Annotated in this window: 18 protein-coding genes; 9 read left to right on the plus strand and 9 right to left on the minus strand. The window is 37.8% G+C overall.

Features of this window, described 5'->3' with window-relative positions:
• Positions 1-232 precede the first annotated feature (232 nt).
• Genes XYLOR_RS00900 through XYLOR_RS00915 form a run of 4 tightly spaced genes read left to right on the plus strand, consistent with a single transcriptional unit; the run spans position 233 to position 2,367 of the window.
• Positions 233-826, plus strand: coding sequence for a cytidylate kinase-like family protein (locus tag XYLOR_RS00900; protein WP_036876140.1), 594 nt, complete (start codon positions 233-235; stop codon positions 824-826).
• Complete coding sequence (locus XYLOR_RS00905; RefSeq protein ID WP_036876142.1) at positions 823-1,182, plus strand: CidA/LrgA family protein; 360 nt, start codon at positions 823-825, stop codon at positions 1,180-1,182. The genes XYLOR_RS00900 and XYLOR_RS00905 overlap by 4 nt, the downstream gene beginning before the upstream one ends.
• Before the next feature lie 5 nt (positions 1,183-1,187).
• Positions 1,188-1,871, plus strand: coding sequence for an LrgB family protein (locus tag XYLOR_RS00910; protein WP_258575516.1), 684 nt, complete (start codon positions 1,188-1,190; stop codon positions 1,869-1,871).
• Positions 1,872-1,875: 4 nt separating this feature from the next.
• Positions 1,876-2,367 (plus strand): acetyltransferase, encoded by a 492-nt coding sequence (locus XYLOR_RS00915; RefSeq protein ID WP_036876147.1) that lies wholly within the window; start codon positions 1,876-1,878, stop codon positions 2,365-2,367.
• 247 nt (positions 2,368-2,614) lie between these two features.
• Here XYLOR_RS00915 and XYLOR_RS13725 read toward each other — a convergent pair whose 3' ends face one another.
• From XYLOR_RS13725 to XYLOR_RS00925, 3 genes are all read right to left on the minus strand, one after another.
• Positions 2,615-2,932: a hypothetical protein gene (locus XYLOR_RS13725; protein ID WP_502636787.1), complete on the minus strand. Its 318-nt coding sequence runs from the start codon at positions 2,930-2,932 to the stop codon at positions 2,615-2,617.
• Between the two features lie 328 nt (positions 2,933-3,260).
• Entirely contained in the window at positions 3,261-5,588 is a 2,328-nt protein-coding gene (locus tag XYLOR_RS00920) for a glycoside hydrolase family 2 TIM barrel-domain containing protein (protein WP_036876150.1), read from the minus strand.
• A gap of 370 nt (positions 5,589-5,958) precedes the next feature.
• Complete coding sequence (locus XYLOR_RS00925; protein ID WP_036876152.1) at positions 5,959-6,855, minus strand: Abi family protein; 897 nt, start codon at positions 6,853-6,855, stop codon at positions 5,959-5,961.
• Positions 6,856-7,156: 301 nt separating this feature from the next.
• Here XYLOR_RS00925 and XYLOR_RS00930 point away from each other — a divergent pair, with 301 nt between their 5' ends.
• Positions 7,157-7,534: a hypothetical protein gene (locus XYLOR_RS00930; RefSeq protein WP_036876154.1), complete on the plus strand. Its 378-nt coding sequence runs from the start codon at positions 7,157-7,159 to the stop codon at positions 7,532-7,534.
• Here the strand turns inward: XYLOR_RS00930 and XYLOR_RS00935 are convergent.
• From XYLOR_RS00935 to XYLOR_RS13730, 3 genes are all read right to left on the minus strand, one after another.
• Complete coding sequence (locus XYLOR_RS00935; RefSeq protein ID WP_036876157.1) at positions 7,527-8,258, minus strand: hypothetical protein; 732 nt, start codon at positions 8,256-8,258, stop codon at positions 7,527-7,529. The two genes, XYLOR_RS00930 and XYLOR_RS00935, sit on opposite strands and share 8 nt — an antisense overlap.
• Entirely contained in the window at positions 8,255-11,233 is a 2,979-nt protein-coding gene (locus XYLOR_RS00940; protein WP_169730541.1) for an N-6 DNA methylase family protein, read from the minus strand. The genes XYLOR_RS00935 and XYLOR_RS00940 overlap by 4 nt, the downstream gene beginning before the upstream one ends.
• A 369-nt stretch (positions 11,234-11,602) precedes the next feature.
• Positions 11,603-11,782, minus strand: a complete 180-nt coding sequence (locus XYLOR_RS13730) for a hypothetical protein (protein WP_154655639.1) — start codon at positions 11,780-11,782, stop codon at positions 11,603-11,605.
• Between the two features lie 21 nt (positions 11,783-11,803).
• On the opposite strand from XYLOR_RS13730, the gene XYLOR_RS00945 reads away from it, so the two are divergent.
• The 4 genes from XYLOR_RS00945 (at position 11,804) to XYLOR_RS00955 (ending at position 14,402) form a co-directional block, all read left to right on the plus strand.
• Positions 11,804-12,244, plus strand: a complete 441-nt coding sequence (locus XYLOR_RS00945; protein WP_036876165.1) for an HU family DNA-binding protein — start codon at positions 11,804-11,806, stop codon at positions 12,242-12,244.
• 108 nt (positions 12,245-12,352) lie between these two features.
• On the plus strand, positions 12,353-12,457 hold the full coding sequence (locus tag XYLOR_RS13735; protein ID WP_154655640.1) for a smalltalk protein: 105 nt from the start codon (positions 12,353-12,355) through the stop codon (positions 12,455-12,457).
• A 154-nt stretch (positions 12,458-12,611) separates the two neighbouring features.
• On the plus strand, positions 12,612-13,700 hold the full coding sequence (locus XYLOR_RS00950; protein ID WP_036876168.1) for a Fic family protein: 1,089 nt from the start codon (positions 12,612-12,614) through the stop codon (positions 13,698-13,700).
• 294 nt (positions 13,701-13,994) lie between these two features.
• Positions 13,995-14,402 carry a hypothetical protein gene (locus XYLOR_RS00955; protein ID WP_036876171.1) on the plus strand — a complete coding sequence of 136 codons (408 nt, stop codon included), beginning with the start codon at positions 13,995-13,997 and terminating at the stop codon, positions 14,400-14,402.
• 90 nt (positions 14,403-14,492) lie between these two features.
• On the opposite strand, the gene XYLOR_RS00960 is transcribed toward XYLOR_RS00955, so the two are convergent.
• The 3 genes from XYLOR_RS00960 to XYLOR_RS00970 are packed head-to-tail and all read right to left on the minus strand — an operon-like array spanning position 14,493 to position 19,988.
• Positions 14,493-15,770, minus strand: a complete 1,278-nt coding sequence (locus XYLOR_RS00960; RefSeq protein ID WP_245601930.1) for a TolC family protein — start codon at positions 15,768-15,770, stop codon at positions 14,493-14,495.
• Complete coding sequence (locus XYLOR_RS00965) at positions 15,748-18,873, minus strand: efflux RND transporter permease subunit (RefSeq protein ID WP_036876174.1); 3,126 nt, start codon at positions 18,871-18,873, stop codon at positions 15,748-15,750. Before XYLOR_RS00965 ends, XYLOR_RS00960 begins: the two co-directional genes overlap by 23 nt.
• Positions 18,874-18,878: 5 nt before the next feature.
• Positions 18,879-19,988: an efflux RND transporter periplasmic adaptor subunit gene (locus XYLOR_RS00970; RefSeq protein WP_036876176.1), complete on the minus strand. Its 1,110-nt coding sequence runs from the start codon at positions 19,986-19,988 to the stop codon at positions 18,879-18,881.
• Positions 19,989-20,024: the final 36 nt, after the last annotated feature.

Raw genomic sequence — 20,024 nt, forward strand, 5'->3', positions numbered from 1 at the left:
GGGATTTTTTATTAGTGGATAATAATCTTTGTATATATTTTAGATACAACATTATTATTGCCATTGGAAGTGTTATAATACTTTGCTATTTTAGAAAAATAGATTACATAAACAGAGATTCGCATTTATATTAAGGAATGACCCTTGGGCATTTATTTTGAGACCGAAGTTTTTGTTTCCAGAAAAAATAGCTACCTTTGCACCCGTATTCATAAATAACAAATAGGTTCTGATGATAATAACAATTGCTCGACTATGTGGTTGTGGGGCGCTCCACGTGGGCGAAAATCTCGCAAAACACTATGGGATACCATTTTATACCAGACAGACGCTGATGCAGCTTGCCCGGGACAAAGGTATGCTCACAGAAATGGATGATTTCTTTGAGGAAAGGCCGGTTAACGAATTGCTTGTTGCCATCTCATCTGAGTTGTCAGACGCTCGAACAGGCACAACTGAAAAACCGCTAAAGATTCTTTTAGACTTGATTGGAACCAAAGATTGTATAATCATCGGACGATGCGGCAATTATATCTTCCGTAATCGTACAGACCTCATATCTGTTTTTCTGAAAGGTGATCTGGGCACACGTATTGAGAATATACAGAAGGAAAAGAACCTGTCATTGACAGATGCAAGGGAATTTGTAGAGGATGCCGATGATTGCCGCGTGAGATACCATAAATTTTATACGGGATTGAGTTGGGGAAATGCCTCTGACTACGACATCTGTTTAGACAGCTGCCGACTGGGTACTGAGCAGACTGCGGAAATGATAGAACGGTATATTGACATCACCGGTAGTAAAAAGGCTTCACATCTATGAAATATCTGATACAATTTCTCATTATTATAACATTCTCTTTCTTAGGTGAGGCGATTCATCACTTACTGCCATTGCCTATTCCGGCGAGCATTTATGGTATTGTACTGCTTTTTACGGCTTTAGAACTGAAATGGATTAAGGTGAAGGACATCTTTGAGGCAAGTTCGTTTTTAATAGTTATCATGCCAGTCATGTTTATTCCTTCTGCTGTAGGACTTGTCGACTCATGGGGTAGCATTGGTAACAACTGGTTGGCATATATTATTATTACCGTGGTGACAACATTTGTGGTTATGGCATCGGCTGGGTTAGTAACTCAATATGTGATTCGTAAAGGAAAGGGGAAAAGGGAATGAAAGAGATGTTTCAGAATTCAGTGTTTTTTGGTGTGCTCATTAGTTTAGGGGCTTACTTCTTCGGTATGTGGCTGAAGAAGAAGACCGGATGGGCGGTGATGAATCCGCTATTGGTGTCTATAATTCTCATCATCTGCTTCCTTCTGATTTCAGGGGTTAGCTACAAGTCGTACAACACAGGAGCCAATTGTCTAAGCTATCTGCTCACTCCTGCCACCATCTGCCTGGCTGTGCCACTCTACCAACAAGTGGAACTGCTTAAGAAAAACTACAAGGCAGTGATAGCGGGCATCTCTGCAGGAGTGCTCTCAAGTCTTCTGTCGGTATTGCTGTTGGCTCTGCTGTTCGGATTCGGCCATGGGGCTTATGTAACATTCCTACCAAAATCTATCACAACAGCTATCGGCATCAGTGTGAGTGAGGAACTTGGAGGATTTGTATCAGTTACTGTTGTTGTAATTGTTGTCACGGGTGTATTGGGCAATATTTTCGCCGAGAAATTTCTTAAGATACTAAAAATAGAAGAACCCATAGCGAAGGGGGTTGCCATAGGCAGTTCGTCTCATGCCATAGGTACGGCAAAAGCAATGGAGATGGGATCTGTAGAGGGTGCCATGAGTGGACTCTCTATTGTGGTATGCGGTATACTGACAGTTATAGGGGCCTCTGTATTTGCATGTTTTCTATAATACTATGATTATAAAAAAAGCATTATACGATGATATAGAACTGCTAGTTCCAATATATGACTACGCACGGAAATTTATGGCAGATAATGGAAATCCAAATCAATGGATTGATGGTTATCCTTCACGTGAAATTATTGCAAAAGACATAAGTAATGGTAATTGTTTTATCTGCAAAAATGAAGAGGGAAGTATTATCGGTGCATTTACTTTTATGATAGGCGAAGACCCTACTTATGGGAAAATATATAAAGGGCAATGGTTAAATGATAAACCTTACGGCGTAATTCACAGACTTGTATCAGATGGAACTACTCATGGTATTACAAAAAATTGTATTAAATGGTGCTTAAAACAAATTCAAAATATTCGAATAGATACTCATGCTGACAATAAAATAATGCAAAGTTTGCTAGACAAGACTGGATTTGAATATTGCGGAATAATACATACACATAACGGAACAGAAAGACTTGCGTTTCAAATATCAGTGCAATAATTACTATTGATTAAATGACAATTTTATATTTAAATAATTTAATACAAAGAAATATGTATATTTGCATAATATAAATTATAGAGTTTCTTCGCGATGAAGAAAATTATATTCCTTAACAGGTGCAGAATTGTCATTGCAAAGTGGTTTTAAAACTATTAGGGTAATGAAAATTATGCGAGAATCATCCTATTGAACAAATCCCTTTGCTATTTTTGGGAAATAGTAAAAATGGAACTTATTCAAATATTCATAGGAAAGTAAAAACGGCAATATAAAAACGAGTCAGTTTGCCTCTGATATAGAGTTTCACTTCACCCCAATCGAACTCTACTCCATAACTGTGGGCATATGATTGGCGTATAAAGGCTTCCGTGTTAGGTTTATTTTTATCAGTAATATACTTGTATATGGTCGAATAGTTGATTTTGTAGTCTTTATGCAGAAGAAGCGAGTGAATATCGCACTTCATCATACATTGCTTTTTCAAGCCTGTAGCTCGTTTTATCTCATTTCGTTTGAGATAATCTCTATGACGTCTATCATATAAGGTGTCAATCGTCGAAATCTATGATTTGCTGAGTTGCATTGCGGACGCAATGTAAGTACATCGTCTATACTCTCCTATGCATTAGAATTGTTTGCGGCTGCTTCATACTCTGCGATAATCATTAAATAGTTCTTTTCGTTTTATATAATCAAAGTCTGACGGAACAGCCATTGATGTCTTAAGTATGTCATCGGCTTTAGTGCTCTCGAGCACTGCTATAAAAAGGTTTAGACAAGCAGTTTGGGAACTGGCCACATGTGTTTTTCCTCTGAAATGACCATTTATCAATCAAATCAGGGCGTCTATCAGCTTGGATAAACGCCCAATAATTGATATTTTCAGATTTCTATTTTTTTACGTTGTAGATACAACGAGGAAGGCCGGAAGAGGTGACTTTAAGGCTGAAACTACCCTTTGAACTTTTCTTCAAAGTACGAGCAACGATGAGAGCACGACCTTTCCAGGTGGTGAACTTAGGAGAGGTGGTAGGCTCTGGATCCTTCATGTTGGCACTGGCTGCAGCCAGCAGTTGGGCATCGCCTTTCACGTTGACTTCGCAAGGCACCTCGGCATCAGGAACAATGTTGCCATTTGCATCGCGCACTTCGAGTATGAAAAAGGCCAGATCCTGTCCGTCATATTGGAGAAAATGGAGATTTTCTTCAGAGGTTATTGAGAGGTGATGCGGAACCCCGGCAGTGGCGAGACGTACAGATTTGCCTCCAGCTTCAGCGCGCAATTTACCTGGGGAATAAGGAATGGTGAAGACGGCCTTGAACTCAGTGGAGCGGTCAACGGTCTTAGTTCCCACAAGGCGGTCATTGAGGAACAGTTTTACTTCCGGCTGGCGGGTATATACTTCCACCTGTATGTCTTTTCCTTCCCATCCTGGCCATGTCCACGATTCCCAGGTGGGCCATACGCTCCATGATGTTTCTTTGATGGTTCCTTTGTATCCATCTGGCTCACGTACCGCCATATAGAGACTGTCCGGAATGATCCGTCGGTGACCTGGATTTGCCCAAAGTATCTCTCGATAATGAGATATAGGCTTGCGCCATCCTGTCACATCGACATCGCCACAATAGGCTCCATGCCATTCGGGCTGACCACCACTGACGTAACTCTCGCCCGGTTTTTCCTGTCCTTCGTAATAATATTTTCCGATGCCCGATTCGCCCAGATAGTCTAATCCGGTCCACACGATGTCGCCAATGATATATGGATAGTCGTTGACCACGGCCCAGTTGCGGAATGCATCGCGAGGGTAACTCTCTGTCTGCCACATGATGCGCTTAGGGTCGCGCTGGTGGTCGCTCTTATGCTTGAAGATCATATAGTTGTAGCCCACAATATCCAGTACTTCGGCATGAGGATCGTAGATTTCCCAATCGTGGTCCCAGGAGCAGAGTGCTTCGGTTACAGGACGAGTCGTATCATATTTCATAATGGCCTGCTTGAGTTGGCGGGCAGTGGTGATTACACGAATATCCTTGCGCTCCATCACCTCATTGCCGATACTCCAAGCGATGACACAGGGGTGATTGCGGTCGCGCATCACCATAGCACGGATATCCTCCTCATAGCAAGAGTCGATGAGGGTGGAGTAATCGTGTGGAGTCTTGGATTGACGCCATCCATCAAATGACTCGTCGATGACTAACATACCTAATTGATCACAGGCGCGTAGAAAAGCTTCAGATGGAGGATTGTGGGAGGTGCGGATAAGGTTGAATCCCGCATCTTTCATAAGTTGCACCTTGCGCTCCTCAGCAGCATCGAAGGCCATAGCTCCCAGTATGCCATTGTCGTGATGCATGCATGCACCATTGATTTTCATCGCCTCGCCGTTGAGCAGGAAACCCTTTTCAGCATCGAACGAGATAGAGCGAATACCGTATTCAAAACTGCTTTTTACACCATTCACCGTCAGGTATGATCTAGTGATGCCAGAGTCGCGGAGTGACCAGAGCTTGGGATTCTGAACGGTAAAGGTGAAGACGGCTTGCCGACTTTCGCCAGCCTTCAAGTCTATTGTCTGCTGTTCTTTTTGATATTCAATATGTGCTTGCTGTGGTTTGTCTGATTCGTTCTGCACAGTCACTTCCACACGTACGGTAGCTTCTTGAGGAGATACTTTAGGGGTGGTGACGTAAATGCCGTTTTCGGCCACATGTACTTTAGGCATGGTCTGTAGCCACACATGGCGATAAATTCCCGAACCGGAATACCAACGGCAGTTGGGTTGCTCACTGTTGTTCACTTTGACCAAAAGTTCATTTTTGCCTTTTTTGACGAGAAAAGGCGTGACGTCTACAGTGAAAGGGGTGTAGCCATACGCATGCTGACCTGCCTTTTTGCCATTGACAAATACCTCGGCCTTCTGATATACGCCCTCGAAATGGATTTTTACCAGTTCGCTCTTAGGGGTGGCGAACGTTTTTCGGTATTCGCCTTTTCCACCTTGAAACCATCCTCCACCAGTGCCTGTCGCACCTGTCTTAGGATTGGGGCCTTCATAGATATCCCAGTCGTGTGGCAGGTTAACAAGGGTGGATTTGCCGTTGCGGGTGAACGTCCAACCATCGTCGAAGAGTTGTTTTTGAGACTGGGCGGGCAAGGAATTGCCAGCCATTAACAGCGTTATTGTAATTAATATGTGTTTAAGTTTCATGCTATAATTAAGTTTGATGCTGCGAAGATATGAATAACTAGCGAATTTTACAATTTTTGGAGCGTATTTGTTACATATTCTCGCCGACCGTCCACGTCACTGACGGACAGAAGGATCTGTATAAGGATCTGGAATTTGTGAGAGTGAAAGGGGGAGGAGAATCCTCTCCCCAATGATTTCGAAAGGTGAACCAATGAAAAAGGTCTGTCTCATTAGAGGCAGACCTTATATGTTCCTTTTAAAGTGCAGTATGAAGACATATAGTCCGCAAGTGCACTAGCTTAAAGCGGTTACAAAGGTAACACAATAATTGGAATAACAGTATTATATAATAGATTATTTATAAATTATTTACTTTTTATTGATTAGCTTATAAATCATTTAATCTAAATCCTGAATTACTTTCAATCTTTTCTTTTACACATTTGCATGATACTTTATTGAAAGCGGCTTTGAGTAGTTCAATCATTTCGTCAACCCTATTGCTGGAGACTCGTCCAAGAAAATATTTAAATACCATATATGCTCCTGATAACATGCTCTTTCTTGCTCCCATTTCTCCTGCAGGTCCATTACCTATAGGCTTTGGGAAGTTCATGTCAAAAAGCACCTTTCCGTGTGCACTATAATTTCGTAATTGTCTAATTACATTGATATAATCTAAGAATTGACTTGGACTTGTTCCATACACCTGGGCAATATTTACCTTTAAATTCCAGTCAATCAGATTTTCGTAGAGTTTTATGATAATACCGAAGCTGAAGAATTCTATAACTTTCCATGCCGGTGCATATTCTCTGTTATCATGATTTTTAAGATCTTCTTTTACTACACGTTCTTTTTTCGTATCGGCAATAGCTTGCTTGTACTTGTCGTTATGGATGAAACTAGACTTTACGACTTTTGAATTCACATACCAAAAAGGATCATCTTTATATTTGTTAGAGGCTAAGTATATTAATGTCGTTCTAAGGTTGATTTCTATTCGACTAATATATCTTAGAAAGATATTACGTAAGTCAAAATCAAAATAGTACAACTGAATGATATATTCAAATTTGGATTCTTTTGCGTATTCATGGTTTCTTTTTGTTATTCTTGGATATGTCTTTTCGAAAGGAAATGCGTAGAATCCTAATCTGAAGTAGCCAATATCCATCAGATTCTCTTTAGCTTTCTCTTCATCTTCGATTGTCATTCCTCGTGACTTTAATTTTTCTATTTGTTCGTCAACTGTTGTGGCTTGTTTTATTAGGTCTTCTGACATTCTTTGTTTTGTATTTAAACTAGATACTATAAAGAGCTCGTCTCTTCATATTCATCAGTATCGTCACACTTGTCGGATATTGAAAAGTTTTTAGCGGCAAAATCTTTAACTTTAGTATGCTGTTGCTGGATTTCATCTGAATTAAAAGATAATAAAGGTACAAAGGTAATAATTTTAATGGATAATTTTATCTTTAAAGTGAAGAATAATGTACAATTATTAGCGCTCATAATTTAATTTTATTATTTTTGCTTGTTTTTTAAAGAGAAATCTGATATATAAACAAAAATGAATAATAGATATGAGTGATAATATAATATTATCTGAGATAAGGAACAAGATCCTCAATATGAATGAAGTTCTATTTCAAGAAATGGGTGATTTGTTCTTCAATTATGAATTAAGACCTAATGAAATAGAATCTAGAGGGAGCGTAGTAAATAAAATTAAAACAAAAAAAGGAACTCCAGATACTCTTATAATAGATGATAAAAATAGGATCGTATTTATTGAATATACGACGCAAAAGGATGATTTGAAAAAGAAAAATATAAATGATCTTAGGTCTTGCTTTGATGAAAAAAAATCAAAAACAAAAAATAAAGATATTTATAAGATTATACAATGTTCCAATCAACGTATTTCTAATGAAATAAAGCAGTATTATATTATTATGTAAAATCCATAAAAAGATGAAAAATATGAATAGGTGTTATCAAATGATTTTGATATATTCGCGTATGTTTTGATTGAAAGCTATATTTAAACTGACTGATAGGTTGTTCGAGCAACTGTTCATCCTCTAAAGTTCCAAAAATTAAATTACTTGTAGAAATTTTTAATGATGAGATATTTACTTTTAATTTAGTCAAAACATCTTCTGGTTTATCTGAGATTATATATCCTAACATTCCTCCAAAACTTTTGTTTGTTGCATACTTATTAATTAGGAAACGGTAGATTCCACCATCATCTCCACTTTTTATTTTTTTATGAATATAAGCATCTATCTTGCTTTTCGTCGTATTTATAGGTTTGCATTCTAATACAAAATATTCATTTAGCCAATCGCTATGCTCAAATTTTAAGTCATAATATCCTATTGCAATATCTTGGTTCCTTGGCTCTGAATTTACCTTAAATCCTTCCAATATGAAATCTTCATCACATTGAAGACTTCTACGAATACGATCTGTAATTTCCTCTTCTTTTTTTGATCTTAGACCCACTTTTATGGAAAGAGAAAAACTATCATATGCCTTTGCCAGATAGTCAAATATATGTGTCAAAAAAAAATTGTCTGTAAACGAAGACGCTTCCAGTATATGTTTTTTACGCATACATTGGAATGCTTCTGTTTCATTGTTAGAAGTCGATATGTATTGAAATTTTATATCACTCATTTCTGTAGTAGTTTGCAAATTTCAATTGTGGCATCATCATATGCTGCTGATTTTGTCCAATTTTGGGGATTTCTGTCCTTTATAATAAAAATACTGTCTTCTGTGTAAATTCTTTCTTTCAAAGAAATTAAGAGAGAGTTTCCTACTCTTTTCAACATTTCATAATTGATAGAAAGCTGAACTTTGTCTATTGTTGGTAATTCTGTTGGTTTATTTCCAAAAGTGATTCTTACGCCAGCAATATCAAACGGGGTTTTTAAATTATAGGTATATTCAATTTTGACTATTCCTGTCTTAATGACCCTTTTAATGGTTTTAAGGAAAGTAATGCAATAATCTTCAAACATCTTCATCGTGATTTCCGTATTTATGTTTCTGATAAAGAAATCAGAGATGCGTTGTCTTTCAATATAGTTCATATCATATAGATCGAAGACTAAATTATTCATTTCTTTCCTTTTTTCTTCGAAAGAATAAATACCATTTGTTATGTTTCTTGATAATATATCTAACTTTTCAATAATATTTTTATCAAACCTTTTGGGGACAGGGAGCCTTTTTAAATCGGGAGAATCTAGACGGGATAGGGATCCCCCAATACGCTTCCTTAGTTTCACTTGGGAGAAAAAGTTTATTAAATCAGAATTAAGACAACAGTTTATCACATTATATAATTCTGTTTTTTGAAGTTTTATAGAGTAAACATCGGATCCGAAATATAACTTACTATTGGAAAGTAAAGTACAAATTTCATCTCCTATCCGAGAACATAAAATTTTTTCTCCTTCATAAATATGAGATGCTCTTGGTCTATGAAATGAAGATATGTTTTCTCTACAGTAAGAACTTACTTTCTCAATTCTAAATCTACTTATTTGAGCTGATTTTAAGAAGGGAATAGGGTGATTAGTATCTCTTGAATTGCTATAATATCTGTTACGAAAGGTTTCCTCATACCTTTTGTACTCTTCATCAGAAAGTGTACTTTTATCCTTTCCGAATTCTTTTTTTAAAGCATCTGATCCCCAATCTTCAAATCCACGAAAACTAGGCCTCCTATCTTTAAGCATGATTTTCTCTATAGGTATAGTGTTTTTCTCTATCTTGTCAGCCAAAGAAATTTCATTCTGGTTTCCAATAAGAAAATCTCTTAGTCGGATTTTTCCTTCTTGAAGATCTTCTTGCTTTATGGTTATGGCATCACTGGTGTTTAGGAGAATGGTTCTGAATGTTTTTGCAAAGCTATTTAATTTAGGTAAATAGTATTCTATCGCACCTTTTATGGAGTTATTTCGATTAAAAACGAGAAGACAAGCAGGTTCTGTTGCATAATCAAATAGAATTTCTCTTATGTGATATAATTCAAAAATCTTTTCTATCTTATAGGTCGATAATATGAATTTCTGAAAATTATCTGACTCATTAATAAAATTACTGCTATTTACTATAAATCCAAAACGAGTTTCTTTAGAGCTCCATGCAATAATTCTATGTAAAAAACATTGGGAAATTTGTCGTTCTTTTGAAAAAAACAATTTGTATTTATTCCAATAAAAGTCATTATTCTTGTAATCTACATCTAAATTTCCTTTTTTGATAAGGAACCAAGGCGGATTACCTACAATATATTTAAAATGTTTACCATAAAAAGGGCTTCCTTTTCCTTCTATTAATGCATTCTTTTCCTGTATATTATCGCTAAAGTCAATAGAGAATAAAGATTTTCCGTTCTCATCTCGGATTATACTCGTAATCAAAGTATTTAAGTCTTCCGCAGTAATGCCATTTAGTACTTCCAAATAAAGAGAAAAGACAGCAAGTCTTGCTGCCGTATTTTCAATTTCTATACCAAAGATATGGTCCTTTATAAAATTAAGACGATGCTGAATCTTATCATATGTGGACATCTCTACATTTGGGGCTTTATACATATTACGGAAGGCAAGAACCAAGAAAATCCCTGATCCACAAGAAGGATCGAGAATCGTTCCTGTGTCTGTTATTACATTCTCAAGTAATAGTTTAGCCAGTCCTTCTGGAGTATAAAAAATGCCCTGTTTTGCTTTCTTGTCATCGAGAAAAATTTGGTATATATGGCTGATGAATTCGATGGGAATAATATCAAACTGGAAATCAAAAAGGCTTAATTGACCATTCTGAGTTGTACCATCAATTGTATGTGCAATGGCTGTCATAGCAGTAGCTAATAAATCTTGTTCTCTTATTTCAGGTGTTTCGAACAATTTGTTTTTAAAGACCTCATTAATTCGACAGAATAGTTCGTTGACAAATTTGGCATTTTGTTTTAATAGTAGGTTCTTATAATGAATATTTTTATCGCCAAAATATTTCTGATAAAATACAGAATTTATGATTTTTTTATCTTCTAGAAATTTAATGAAGAGAGTTCTGTCAATCAGAGCTTGCACAATTCTTCCACTTGAAGTTTTATCTACAACAGTCATTGAATAAATTTCCTCCAATCTTTTTCGCAGAATACTAAGGCTTTCCACAAGAGCCTGATCTACAGTTTTGTGTTGCCGTTTTATCCTTTCAAGGGCATCACTATATTCAATCCAAAATGCACCTGTTGTAATATGTTCCTTGCTAATTTTATTAAGAAGAGCAGAATCTTCTATATTTTTAGGGATATTGACGATATTCAATAAATCCTCTTTGGGGGAAGTACTAACATATTTAATGTCAATAGAATTAGCTGTCTCTAAGATAAGTAAATCTGCTTTGTTTTCATTCCAAATCCTCTCATGAATAGCTTTAATATCTTCGGTTGACATACCATTTGTCTCAACCCAATAAAAACGAGTTTTTACTTGCTCAGTTTTTCCCTTGCCATAATAAAAAACTCTTTTCTTTTCTTTTTTGGACAAAAATTTTTCAGAAGAGAAAGAAAGCTCTCTCTCGTCTAGATCTGTATCGGAAAATCCTAGTCTTCCGAAAATATATTTATTGTCCATCACCATATTACTAATTAACTTTGTTTGATGCAAAAATAAGAAAAAAAATGAAAGGAAACAAGCTAAATCAGAAAAATTACACTTTTGGGGATCTTCTTTAAAGTTAGCGGAGTATTTTATGTTTAGTAGTTAATCACAGTCCATCGTTTAATAATTAATTAACATGTTGAAAATAAATGAATTAACAAAAGTTGCCATCAAAAAATGATCAAACAAAGATTCCGGCCTAGAAGTTGACTTTGTGATACGCTATAAGGATGGATATGTGTTGCTGGAAGTAAAAGCCAAATAAGGAAATACCAAGAGTACCAATACTATTTTGAAATTTTCTGATAAATATCATGTCTATCATGCCATTAAATTGAGTGATTATAATGTGGGTAGGACAGGCGTCTTGCTTACGCTGCCATTGTATATGGCGTTCCAATCAGGAATTGCAAAAGAGTGTTCAGGAAAGTCCTGAGCCATGGAAGGCAGAGCCTCGGCGAAGCCGGGCGTACGACCGAAACCGTGAGTGGGCGAAGCTAGTAATCCGTGAGTGTTTAACAATTTAAAAATGATGTATGTAACATGCCAATATTTTACAAATTATCTCAGGATAAGCGTTTGACAAGTGCAACTAAAGGGAAGTGGTTCGGTCGTTCAATCGTAACGAACATGATCGACACTAACGGCCTTGCAGAGATCATGCAGCGTAACTGTACGGTGAAGAAAAGTGATATCCTAGCGGTACTTGCAGAGCTTGTAGAGACCATGACCGACCAGCTTCAGCAGTCAGCTCGTGTGAAACTGGACGGTTTCGGCAGCTTCAAGATAGGAATCAAGGGCACGGGCAGTGCAACTGTGAAGGATTACTCGGTAGCAAAGAACGTGAAAGGCCTTCGCGTGAACTTCCAACCGGAACGTTCTACCGACAGCAACGGTACCCGTAACAAGAAATTCCTTGAGGGTGCGACTGTCACCGAAGCTCCAAAAAACGCAGTTGTAGCAGAGAAAACGACTAATCCGTAAGAGGATATAGAAGGAGAAGAGAGCCGCAGGTGAAGAAGAATAACCTGCGGCTCTTTACTTTTTCAGGTGAAGAATGTTGACTTGTTGCATCTTAAAGGAGGAACAAATATGAGTAAGATTCTAACCTCCACCTGGAGCCTTATTTTGAAGATCGTGATCACCGTGGCAACAGCCGTGCTCGGTGTGATCACCGGCAGCTCATTCTCTTCGTAGGGGAGGGAGCCTCTGTGAAAGGGAATAAAAGATTTACGTAGAAAACTGAACAATTGCATGTCTGTTCGGTAATTAATAAATCTATTCGCCGAAAAAAAACGGCGAATAGATTGTTTATTCGCCGAAAAGTTGTATTTTTGCAAAAAACATAGTTATGTATTTGCACGAAAGAAAAAATTGGTGGAGATTTCAATACGATAATGAAAAGATATTAAATCTTCTTGGAAAAGTTAGAGCTCAACAAGGCCTAATGCTTGGCCGCATGACCTCTATAGGATTTGACTTTCAAGATGATGCTATGTTAACCACCATGTCGTTGGAACTTGTACGCTCTTCGGAGATAGAGGGCGAAATCTTGAATCTCTCTGAGGTGCGTTCGTCAATTGCACGTCGTCTGGGCATTAATGCAGCTGGGTTGGTTCCTTCTTCTCGTTATGTTGAAGGTGTCGTTGAAATGCTTCTTGATGCTACACAAAATTATAATAAGCCTTTATCGGATGAGAGGCTTTTTGGTTGGCATAATGTCCTTTTTCCAACAGGAAGAAGTGGCTTATATGAAATAGAAGTTGGTAAATATAGGACCGGTGAGATGCAGGTGATTTCTGGAGCTATGGGTAAAGAGCAGGTGCATTATCAGGCTCCCAAACCGGAACGACTGGCAGAAGAAATGGGCATTTTTATAAAGTGGTTCAATGAAAATATAGAACTTGATGCCGTGATTAAAGCTGCGATAGCTCACCTTTGGTTCGTTTCTATCCACCCTTTTGACGATGGTAATGGAAGAATTGCCAGGGCTATAACTGATATGCTATTAGCTCGTTCGGAAAACTCTAATCGTCGTTTTTACAGTATGTCTACTGAAATAAAACTGATGCAAAAAGAATATTACGAAGTTCTTGAACGCACTCAAAGGGGTAACGGTGATATAACAGAGTGGCTATTGTGGTTTTTGAGATGTTTTGAGAAAGCTCTAGCGTCGACAGAATCCTCTATTTCATCTGTTCTCGAAAAAAATAGATTCTGGGAGCGAAATAAGGACGTTCAATTTAATGAACGGCAACGAAAAATAATCAATATGCTATTTGATGATTTCTTTGGAAAGCTTACATCTGGTAAATGGGCTAAGATCGCTAAATGTTCTAATGATACAGCCCTAAATGATCTAAAAGATTTATTGGCAAAAGGCATTCTTGTCAAAAATGAAGAGGGGGGACGAAGCACTAACTATTCACTCGTTATATAGAATGGTCTATAATATGGCTAAATAAAGAGAACACGGAATATTGAACGATCAATTATTCGTATTTGTATGAGTCCTGTATCTTGTAGGGCTCATTATTAATAACATGTATGCTGTTTAGATGCTGAATTTGCTCGATTTGACATTATTGCAATCAATGTTAAAATCATTATCTATTCTATTGAAAGTTTGTTTATGTTATATATTAATTTTATTTTTGCACTTATCGTAAACAAGCAAATAAAATAACTTTGTAAAGACAAAGTGTTAGGGTTAAAACCTACTAAAGAATAGTAAATGTCAATTCTTACAATATCTCCAAAAAGGAAACAAATTATAAAGATTCCCCACTATCTGTATATTAACGGACAATTATTGGGGTTTATAAAAGATGAACCGGTAGATATACAACTGCAAGCCGGTATTTATCAAATCACAATACGAAGTACCTATAAGTTTATTGAGAGCAAGATTACAGTTCATATTGGTAATGAGGAATCTAAGAAAGTAGTTTTCTCTGATCGTGAAAAATTCTGGAACTGGCTGTTCAATATCGATCTTGTTCTTTGGATTCTTAAAAGGTTTATTACTATTCCAAATCCTTTTGATAGCATTTATGAAATAGTCAGTAATGGTTTTTTTGCTATCTGGCTGCTAAGAATATGGATTATCAGAAAACGATATTTTAAGTTGGAGATCGTGTGATCTTAATTGTCCACTTTTGATTTTAACTTTCTATTAAAAAAGGGGATATTCAATTCCAAGTATTGAAGTATCCCCTTTTTTATTAATTGCTTATTTCAGATTCTCACTGCCTACACTCCTTTGCAACTCTACTAATGCAGAATCGTAATCAAAAAGGGTCTCGATATATTTACTTTGTACATCATCGTAAGTTCTACGCGCATTAAGTACCTCAAGAAGAGATATATCTCCTCTTTTATAACTGTATATCTTGCCATCTAATACATCTTTAGCCTGCTTTAATAGTCCATCTTCGAAATGACGTACTTGTTTGGCGGCCGATTCGTATTGAGTATATGATTTTAATATATCATTCTGAACCTGAAGTACAGCCTGATCGTATTGCAGAGATGCCTGTTCTACACGTCTCTGAGCAGCCATTATATTACCCTTATTCAATTTCGAAAACGGGATAGGTATAGATAAACCTGCATTATAACTGTTGTATGAAGGGGCAGGAGCTATCTCGTTTTTTACTTCGGCACTATGCTGCACTTCAAGAGATACTGTAAGATCGATGTTCTTCTCTCTTTTGGCTACAACGAGTGCTTTGCCTGCTACATCAACATTTTGCATGGCTGCTACAAGGTCAGCTCTCTCGGTGATACCCCGTTGTATGAGATCTGACAAATTGAAACTATTGTATGGCAACCGCAAGTCTGCATCGGGTTGATAAATAAGAGATACCTTTTTTGTACCTGTATAAAGTGACAGGTCTGAATACGCCTTGTCTCTGTCTGTAGCTGCTTGAAGTAAATCGGTATATTCTACGCCCGCTTCTACTTTGCTCTGAATGGCATCTATCTCCATTATCTCACCCTTAGCATAACGTATGCTATCCGATTTTGCCAGACTTAGAATGCTTTGATATGCATGCTGCTTGACTTGATACAACATCTTTTGCTTCAGCGCACTATAGAAAGATATGGCGGCATCTGCATGTAGATTTCTTAGGTAATCGGCCAAAAGAGATTGGGACAGTTGATTCTCACTCTTTGCCAGTTTTATGGCTGCTGATCTCTTTCCAAAGGTGACAGTCTGGGATATTGATACCGAACCGCCATAACCCATCTGTTTTGACGGTTGTTCATTATTAAAGTAATTAATGCCTAATTGTGGGTCGTTTCTTACTTTTGCTGCTATAACTTGTGCCTCTGCAATGCTCACATTCAATTTCTGAGCTGCAAAATCCAAATTACCGGAGTCAACTTTGTTGATGAAACGTGAGTATGTTATAGGGCTAATTACTGTCTGAGAATATCCCGACTGTACTAATGCTATGATTAGAATTACTAATAGTAAAAGTCTATTTATCTGATTTTTCATCATTTGGCAATTGTTGAATATTGTTGTTAAAATCACTCTTCTCATGTCTCTTTTCCATCATAAAGTATAATGCAGGGAGCATATACAGTGTTATTATGGTAGAGAACAACAGTCCATATACAATGACTGTGGCAAGGGGGCGCTGTACATCAGAACCAATACCTGTTGTGATAGAGGCCGGGAAAAGACCTAGAACAGCAACGGTTGCGGTCATGATGATAGGACGGAAACGATGCATACAGCCTTCTGCTACTGCATCGTGCAGATTTTTGCCTTTTTTTCTCAAGTCGTTGATGTGCGATACCATAATCACTCCGTTCTGTATAGCTACACCTATTAATGCAATAAAACCTACGGCAGAAGAGACATTGAATGTCATTCCACGCAAGTTGAGTGCAAGCATTCCTCCAAACAGGGCTAACGGTATGACGCTCATCTGTAATATGGCCTGGCGGAATTTACCAAATGCGATAAACAGCAGTAATAGCATGATTCCTAATGTGAGAGGGATAACAACAGCGAGTTTGGAGTATGCTCTTTGCTGGTTTTGGAATTGCCCTCCCCATTGTAGATTTATCTTCTGGCGGTTGTAACAGATATTTTTGTTTATACGATGATTGGCATTACGAAGGAATGTCGTCAAGTCTACTCCACGCAAGTTTACTCTTACGGTAAGGTGTCTCTTATTCATCTCTCGTGATATGCAACTGGCACCTGATGTAAGTTTGATTGTTGCTACTTGTGATAACGGAATCTTCACACCTGTATTTGTAGTCAGCATTAGATTGCCTATCTTCTCAGGGGTGTCTCTGCTAGCTTCATTGTATTTGCATGTAACATCATATGATTTGCTGCCTTTGAAAATCTCAGAGATAGGCGCTCCTCCGATGGCCATTTCTATAACGTCTGCTACGTCTGATATATTTAATCCGTACATCGCAATCTTGTTTCTGTTGGCAATGATTTGCAATTGTGGTAGAGGCGGCTCCTCATCTATGGTTACGTCTTTAGCTCCTTTCACCTGTTGTAGGTTCTTAACTACCTGCTCTCCCACATGGCGTATCTCGCCAAGGTCATCTCCGTATATTTTCAATGCGAGATCACTGTGTGCTCCTGCTACCTGATCCATTACCATATCCAATATAGGTTGTGAAAATCCGATGGTGTAACCAGGCATCTTCTTTATGGATTCAGACATCTTTTCTATAAGTTGGGCTTTAGTAAGTCCGCTTTTCCATGTACTATAAGGTTTAAGTCCGATACAGCATTCTACATGCGAGAGTGAGAAAGCATCTGTTCCCTGATCGTCTCGGCCAACTTGAGTCATTACATACGACACTTCATCGAATTTCTTTATTTCTTTTCTGAAGTCGACAGACATCTGTTTGGATTTCTCCATGGATATTCCCGGGGGAAGTTCCATCTGCACCCATATAGAACCTTCGTCGAGAGGTGGAAGGAAGTCTTTTCCTATCATCCAACTTAGTCCTACAGCCATAATGAGGATTGCAACTAGTGGTATCAGTACTTTTTTAGGTTTGCCTAATATCTTTATAATTTGATGGTGATAGCTATCTGACAGTCTTTCTAGCCATTTGTTTTTGTATATTTTGAATGGCTTACGGTATATCATATATGACAGCCCCGGTGTGAGGAAGAAAGAAACGCACATGGCACCAATCAGGGCATAACCTACAGTATATGCCATTGGGGTGAATAGCTTTTTCTCTATATGCTCGAAAGTGAAAAGCGGTAGATATGCCGTGATGATTATAAGTGTGGAGAAGAGGATCGGGCGTACAACTTCAAGTGTTCGCTTGAGAATAGATTCTTCTTCAAGTCTGGCCAGAGGATTACTCTCCCTTTTCTTCAAGATTGTTTCCATAATCACTATCGAACCGTCTACTAATATACCAAAATCGACAGCACCAAGAGACAGTAGGTTGGCCGGAATGCCTGTCAGGTGCATCAGTATAAACGATATGAGAAGTGACAGAGGAATGGTCAACGCTACAATTGAAGCTCCCTTCCAGTTGCCAAGATATATGAATAGAACCGCGAGTACAAGTAGCATACCTTCAAAAAGTGTATGGGATACGGTGTTAAGGGTAGTATCAACCAACTGGGTGCGGTCCATAAATGGATGTATAGTTACGCCGGGAGGAAGAGCACCCTTGTTGAGCTCGTCGACAGCTTGATGTATGCCGTCTAATACTTTTGATGGATTTTGGAACCTCAACATTTGTACACTACCTTCAACTCCATCTGATATATTAGCCGAATTATCACAGAAGCCGAAGACTCCTTTTCGCTCTAAATTGCCATATTTTAATGTTCCTATATCATTAAGATATATCGGTACGCCATCTTTAGAACTAATCACTATCTTACCAAGGTCATCGATGTTTTTTATCAATCCTATACCTCTAATAACATAGCTGAGATCGCCTTGCTTGAGCAGACTTCCGCCTGCATTGACATTGTTCTTTTCTATCTTATCTTTTATATCAGATAGTGTAACATCGTATTGTTCCATCTTATGTGGGTCGATTTCTATCTGATATTGGGTGGTAATGCCTCCGAAGTTGCTTACATCTGCTACTCCTACAACTTGTTTCAGACGAGGAATTACGACCCATTTATTGATGTCTGTAAGTTCGCGCAGGCTGTGAGTCTTGCTTTCGATCACATAGCGATATATCTCGCCTATAGGTGATGTAAGCGGTTCTAATTCTGGAATTGCATTATATGGTAGTTCTACATCTGATAATCTCTCCTGTACTCTTTGACGTGCCCAATAATCGTCTACACCATCTTCGAACACAAGAGTAATGGTCGAGATACCGAACGAACTTCGGCTACGCATTACAGTTGTACCGGGTAGCCCATTCAAAGAACGTTCGATAGGTATGGTAATCTGCTGTTCTATCTCTTCGGAAGCCAGTCCCGGAACCTGTGTGGAGACCTCGACAGTAACATCTGCAATATCAGGATAAGCATCTATTGACAGTTGTTTCCATGAGTAATATCCTATGACTGCAATAAAGCAAAATGCTACAATCATCAGCCCTCGCCGATGGAAAGCAAAATCTATAATCTTTTTCATAGGTGTCAGAGGATATTATTTAAATAAAAAGCTCCTTGCGTTATTATTTCTTCACCTGGGTTTAGACCTGAGAGAATAACTGACATGTTATGGGGCGCTGACGAAGCTTTGACTTCACGTTTTATATATTTGTTTTTGCCTATTTTTACAAATACATACTGTGAGGTCTCTTCTTGCAAAACAGCAGATGAGGGTATCATTATCTTTTTAATCGGTTTGTCAGCCAGTTTAACATAGCCATACATACCAGGTCTCATCATACGACTGGCATTACTACATTCGATGATTACTTCTACAGAGTGTGTATCTTCGTCCATCATCTGACTGATATAGTATATTTTGCCTCTTATATCTTTATCGGGCATAGATATAAGTGATATCCCTACTGTTGAAAGATTATTGATAAGATGTATATCCTTCTCTTTAACATGGGCTACCATCCATACCTTTTCCAGATTGGCTATCGTTACTACAGGACTGGCGTCGTCTTTAAGATACTGGCCTGTTACAATGTCGCTCTTTACAACATCACCGGATATAGGAGAACGGACAATGAGTGGTCTTCTTAGTGATATCTGTGAGGGTGAGATATGATAAACTGCTAATGCCGCTTTTGCATTTTCAACTTCTTTCTTTTTCAGCATATACTCCAGTTGGGCATCTTCTTCCTCTTTTTTTGCGCCTACTTTATTCTTAAATAAGTCTTTCTGTCTTTTCAACCTTATGTATGCGGCATTCATTTCTTGTCTTGCTTGATAGAAATTCTTTACTGACTCAAAAAAGTCCGCAGAGCTTATTTCAAAAATAGGGCTGCCTGCACATACCTTTTGTCCTAAATGTACATAAGATTTGATGATACGTCCGGCAAAAGGTGATGCCACTTCTGCGTACTTGTTAGGTATGGCTTTGACTACACCAGATGCTGTAAATATCTGCTGATAGTCTTTTAGAGTAGCTGCTGACGTTCTTATCTTGTTAGTCAGTGGTGAATGGGCTGAGATGCTTACTGTATCTCCATTGGTGGTATGATCTTGCTCTTTTGCAGAATTGTTTGTACCTTTACATGAAGACATAGCTATAGCACCAGCTATTATTATGTAATAATATCTTTTCATCTTTTACGTTTTGATGCTTATTATAATTTATCTATT

The sequence above is a fragment of the Xylanibacter oryzae DSM 17970 genome, assembly GCF_000585355.1.
Classification (GTDB): Bacteria; Bacteroidota; Bacteroidia; order Bacteroidales; family Bacteroidaceae; genus Prevotella; species Prevotella oryzae.

Excerpts from the sequence above, each read along its gene's own strand:
- XYLOR_RS00900 (WP_036876140.1), top strand. The coding sequence starts at position 233 with ATGATAATAACAATTGCTCGACTATGTGGTTGTGGGGCGCTCCACGTG.
- XYLOR_RS00905 (WP_036876142.1), top strand. The coding sequence starts at position 823 with ATGAAATATCTGATACAATTTCTCATTATTATAACATTCTCTTTCTTA.
- XYLOR_RS00910 (WP_258575516.1), top strand. The coding sequence starts at position 1,188 with ATGTTTCAGAATTCAGTGTTTTTTGGTGTGCTCATTAGTTTAGGGGCT.
- XYLOR_RS00915 (WP_036876147.1), top strand. The coding sequence starts at position 1,876 with ATGATTATAAAAAAAGCATTATACGATGATATAGAACTGCTAGTTCCA.
- XYLOR_RS00920 (WP_036876150.1), bottom strand. The coding sequence starts at position 5,588 with ATGAAACTTAAACACATATTAATTACAATAACGCTGTTAATGGCTGGC.
- XYLOR_RS00925 (WP_036876152.1), bottom strand. The coding sequence starts at position 6,855 with ATGTCAGAAGACCTAATAAAACAAGCCACAACAGTTGACGAACAAATA.
- XYLOR_RS00930 (WP_036876154.1), top strand. The coding sequence starts at position 7,157 with ATGAGTGATAATATAATATTATCTGAGATAAGGAACAAGATCCTCAAT.
- XYLOR_RS00935 (WP_036876157.1), bottom strand. The coding sequence starts at position 8,258 with ATGAGTGATATAAAATTTCAATACATATCGACTTCTAACAATGAAACA.
- XYLOR_RS00940 (WP_169730541.1), bottom strand. The coding sequence starts at position 11,233 with ATGGACAATAAATATATTTTCGGAAGACTAGGATTTTCCGATACAGAT.
- XYLOR_RS00945 (WP_036876165.1), top strand. The coding sequence starts at position 11,804 with ATGCCAATATTTTACAAATTATCTCAGGATAAGCGTTTGACAAGTGCA.
- XYLOR_RS13735 (WP_154655640.1), top strand. The coding sequence starts at position 12,353 with ATGAGTAAGATTCTAACCTCCACCTGGAGCCTTATTTTGAAGATCGTG.
- XYLOR_RS00950 (WP_036876168.1), top strand. The coding sequence starts at position 12,612 with ATGTATTTGCACGAAAGAAAAAATTGGTGGAGATTTCAATACGATAAT.
- XYLOR_RS00955 (WP_036876171.1), top strand. The coding sequence starts at position 13,995 with ATGTCAATTCTTACAATATCTCCAAAAAGGAAACAAATTATAAAGATT.
- XYLOR_RS00960 (WP_245601930.1), bottom strand. The coding sequence starts at position 15,770 with ATGATGAAAAATCAGATAAATAGACTTTTACTATTAGTAATTCTAATC.
- XYLOR_RS00965 (WP_036876174.1), bottom strand. The coding sequence starts at position 18,873 with ATGAAAAAGATTATAGATTTTGCTTTCCATCGGCGAGGGCTGATGATT.
- XYLOR_RS00970 (WP_036876176.1), bottom strand. The coding sequence starts at position 19,988 with ATGAAAAGATATTATTACATAATAATAGCTGGTGCTATAGCTATGTCT.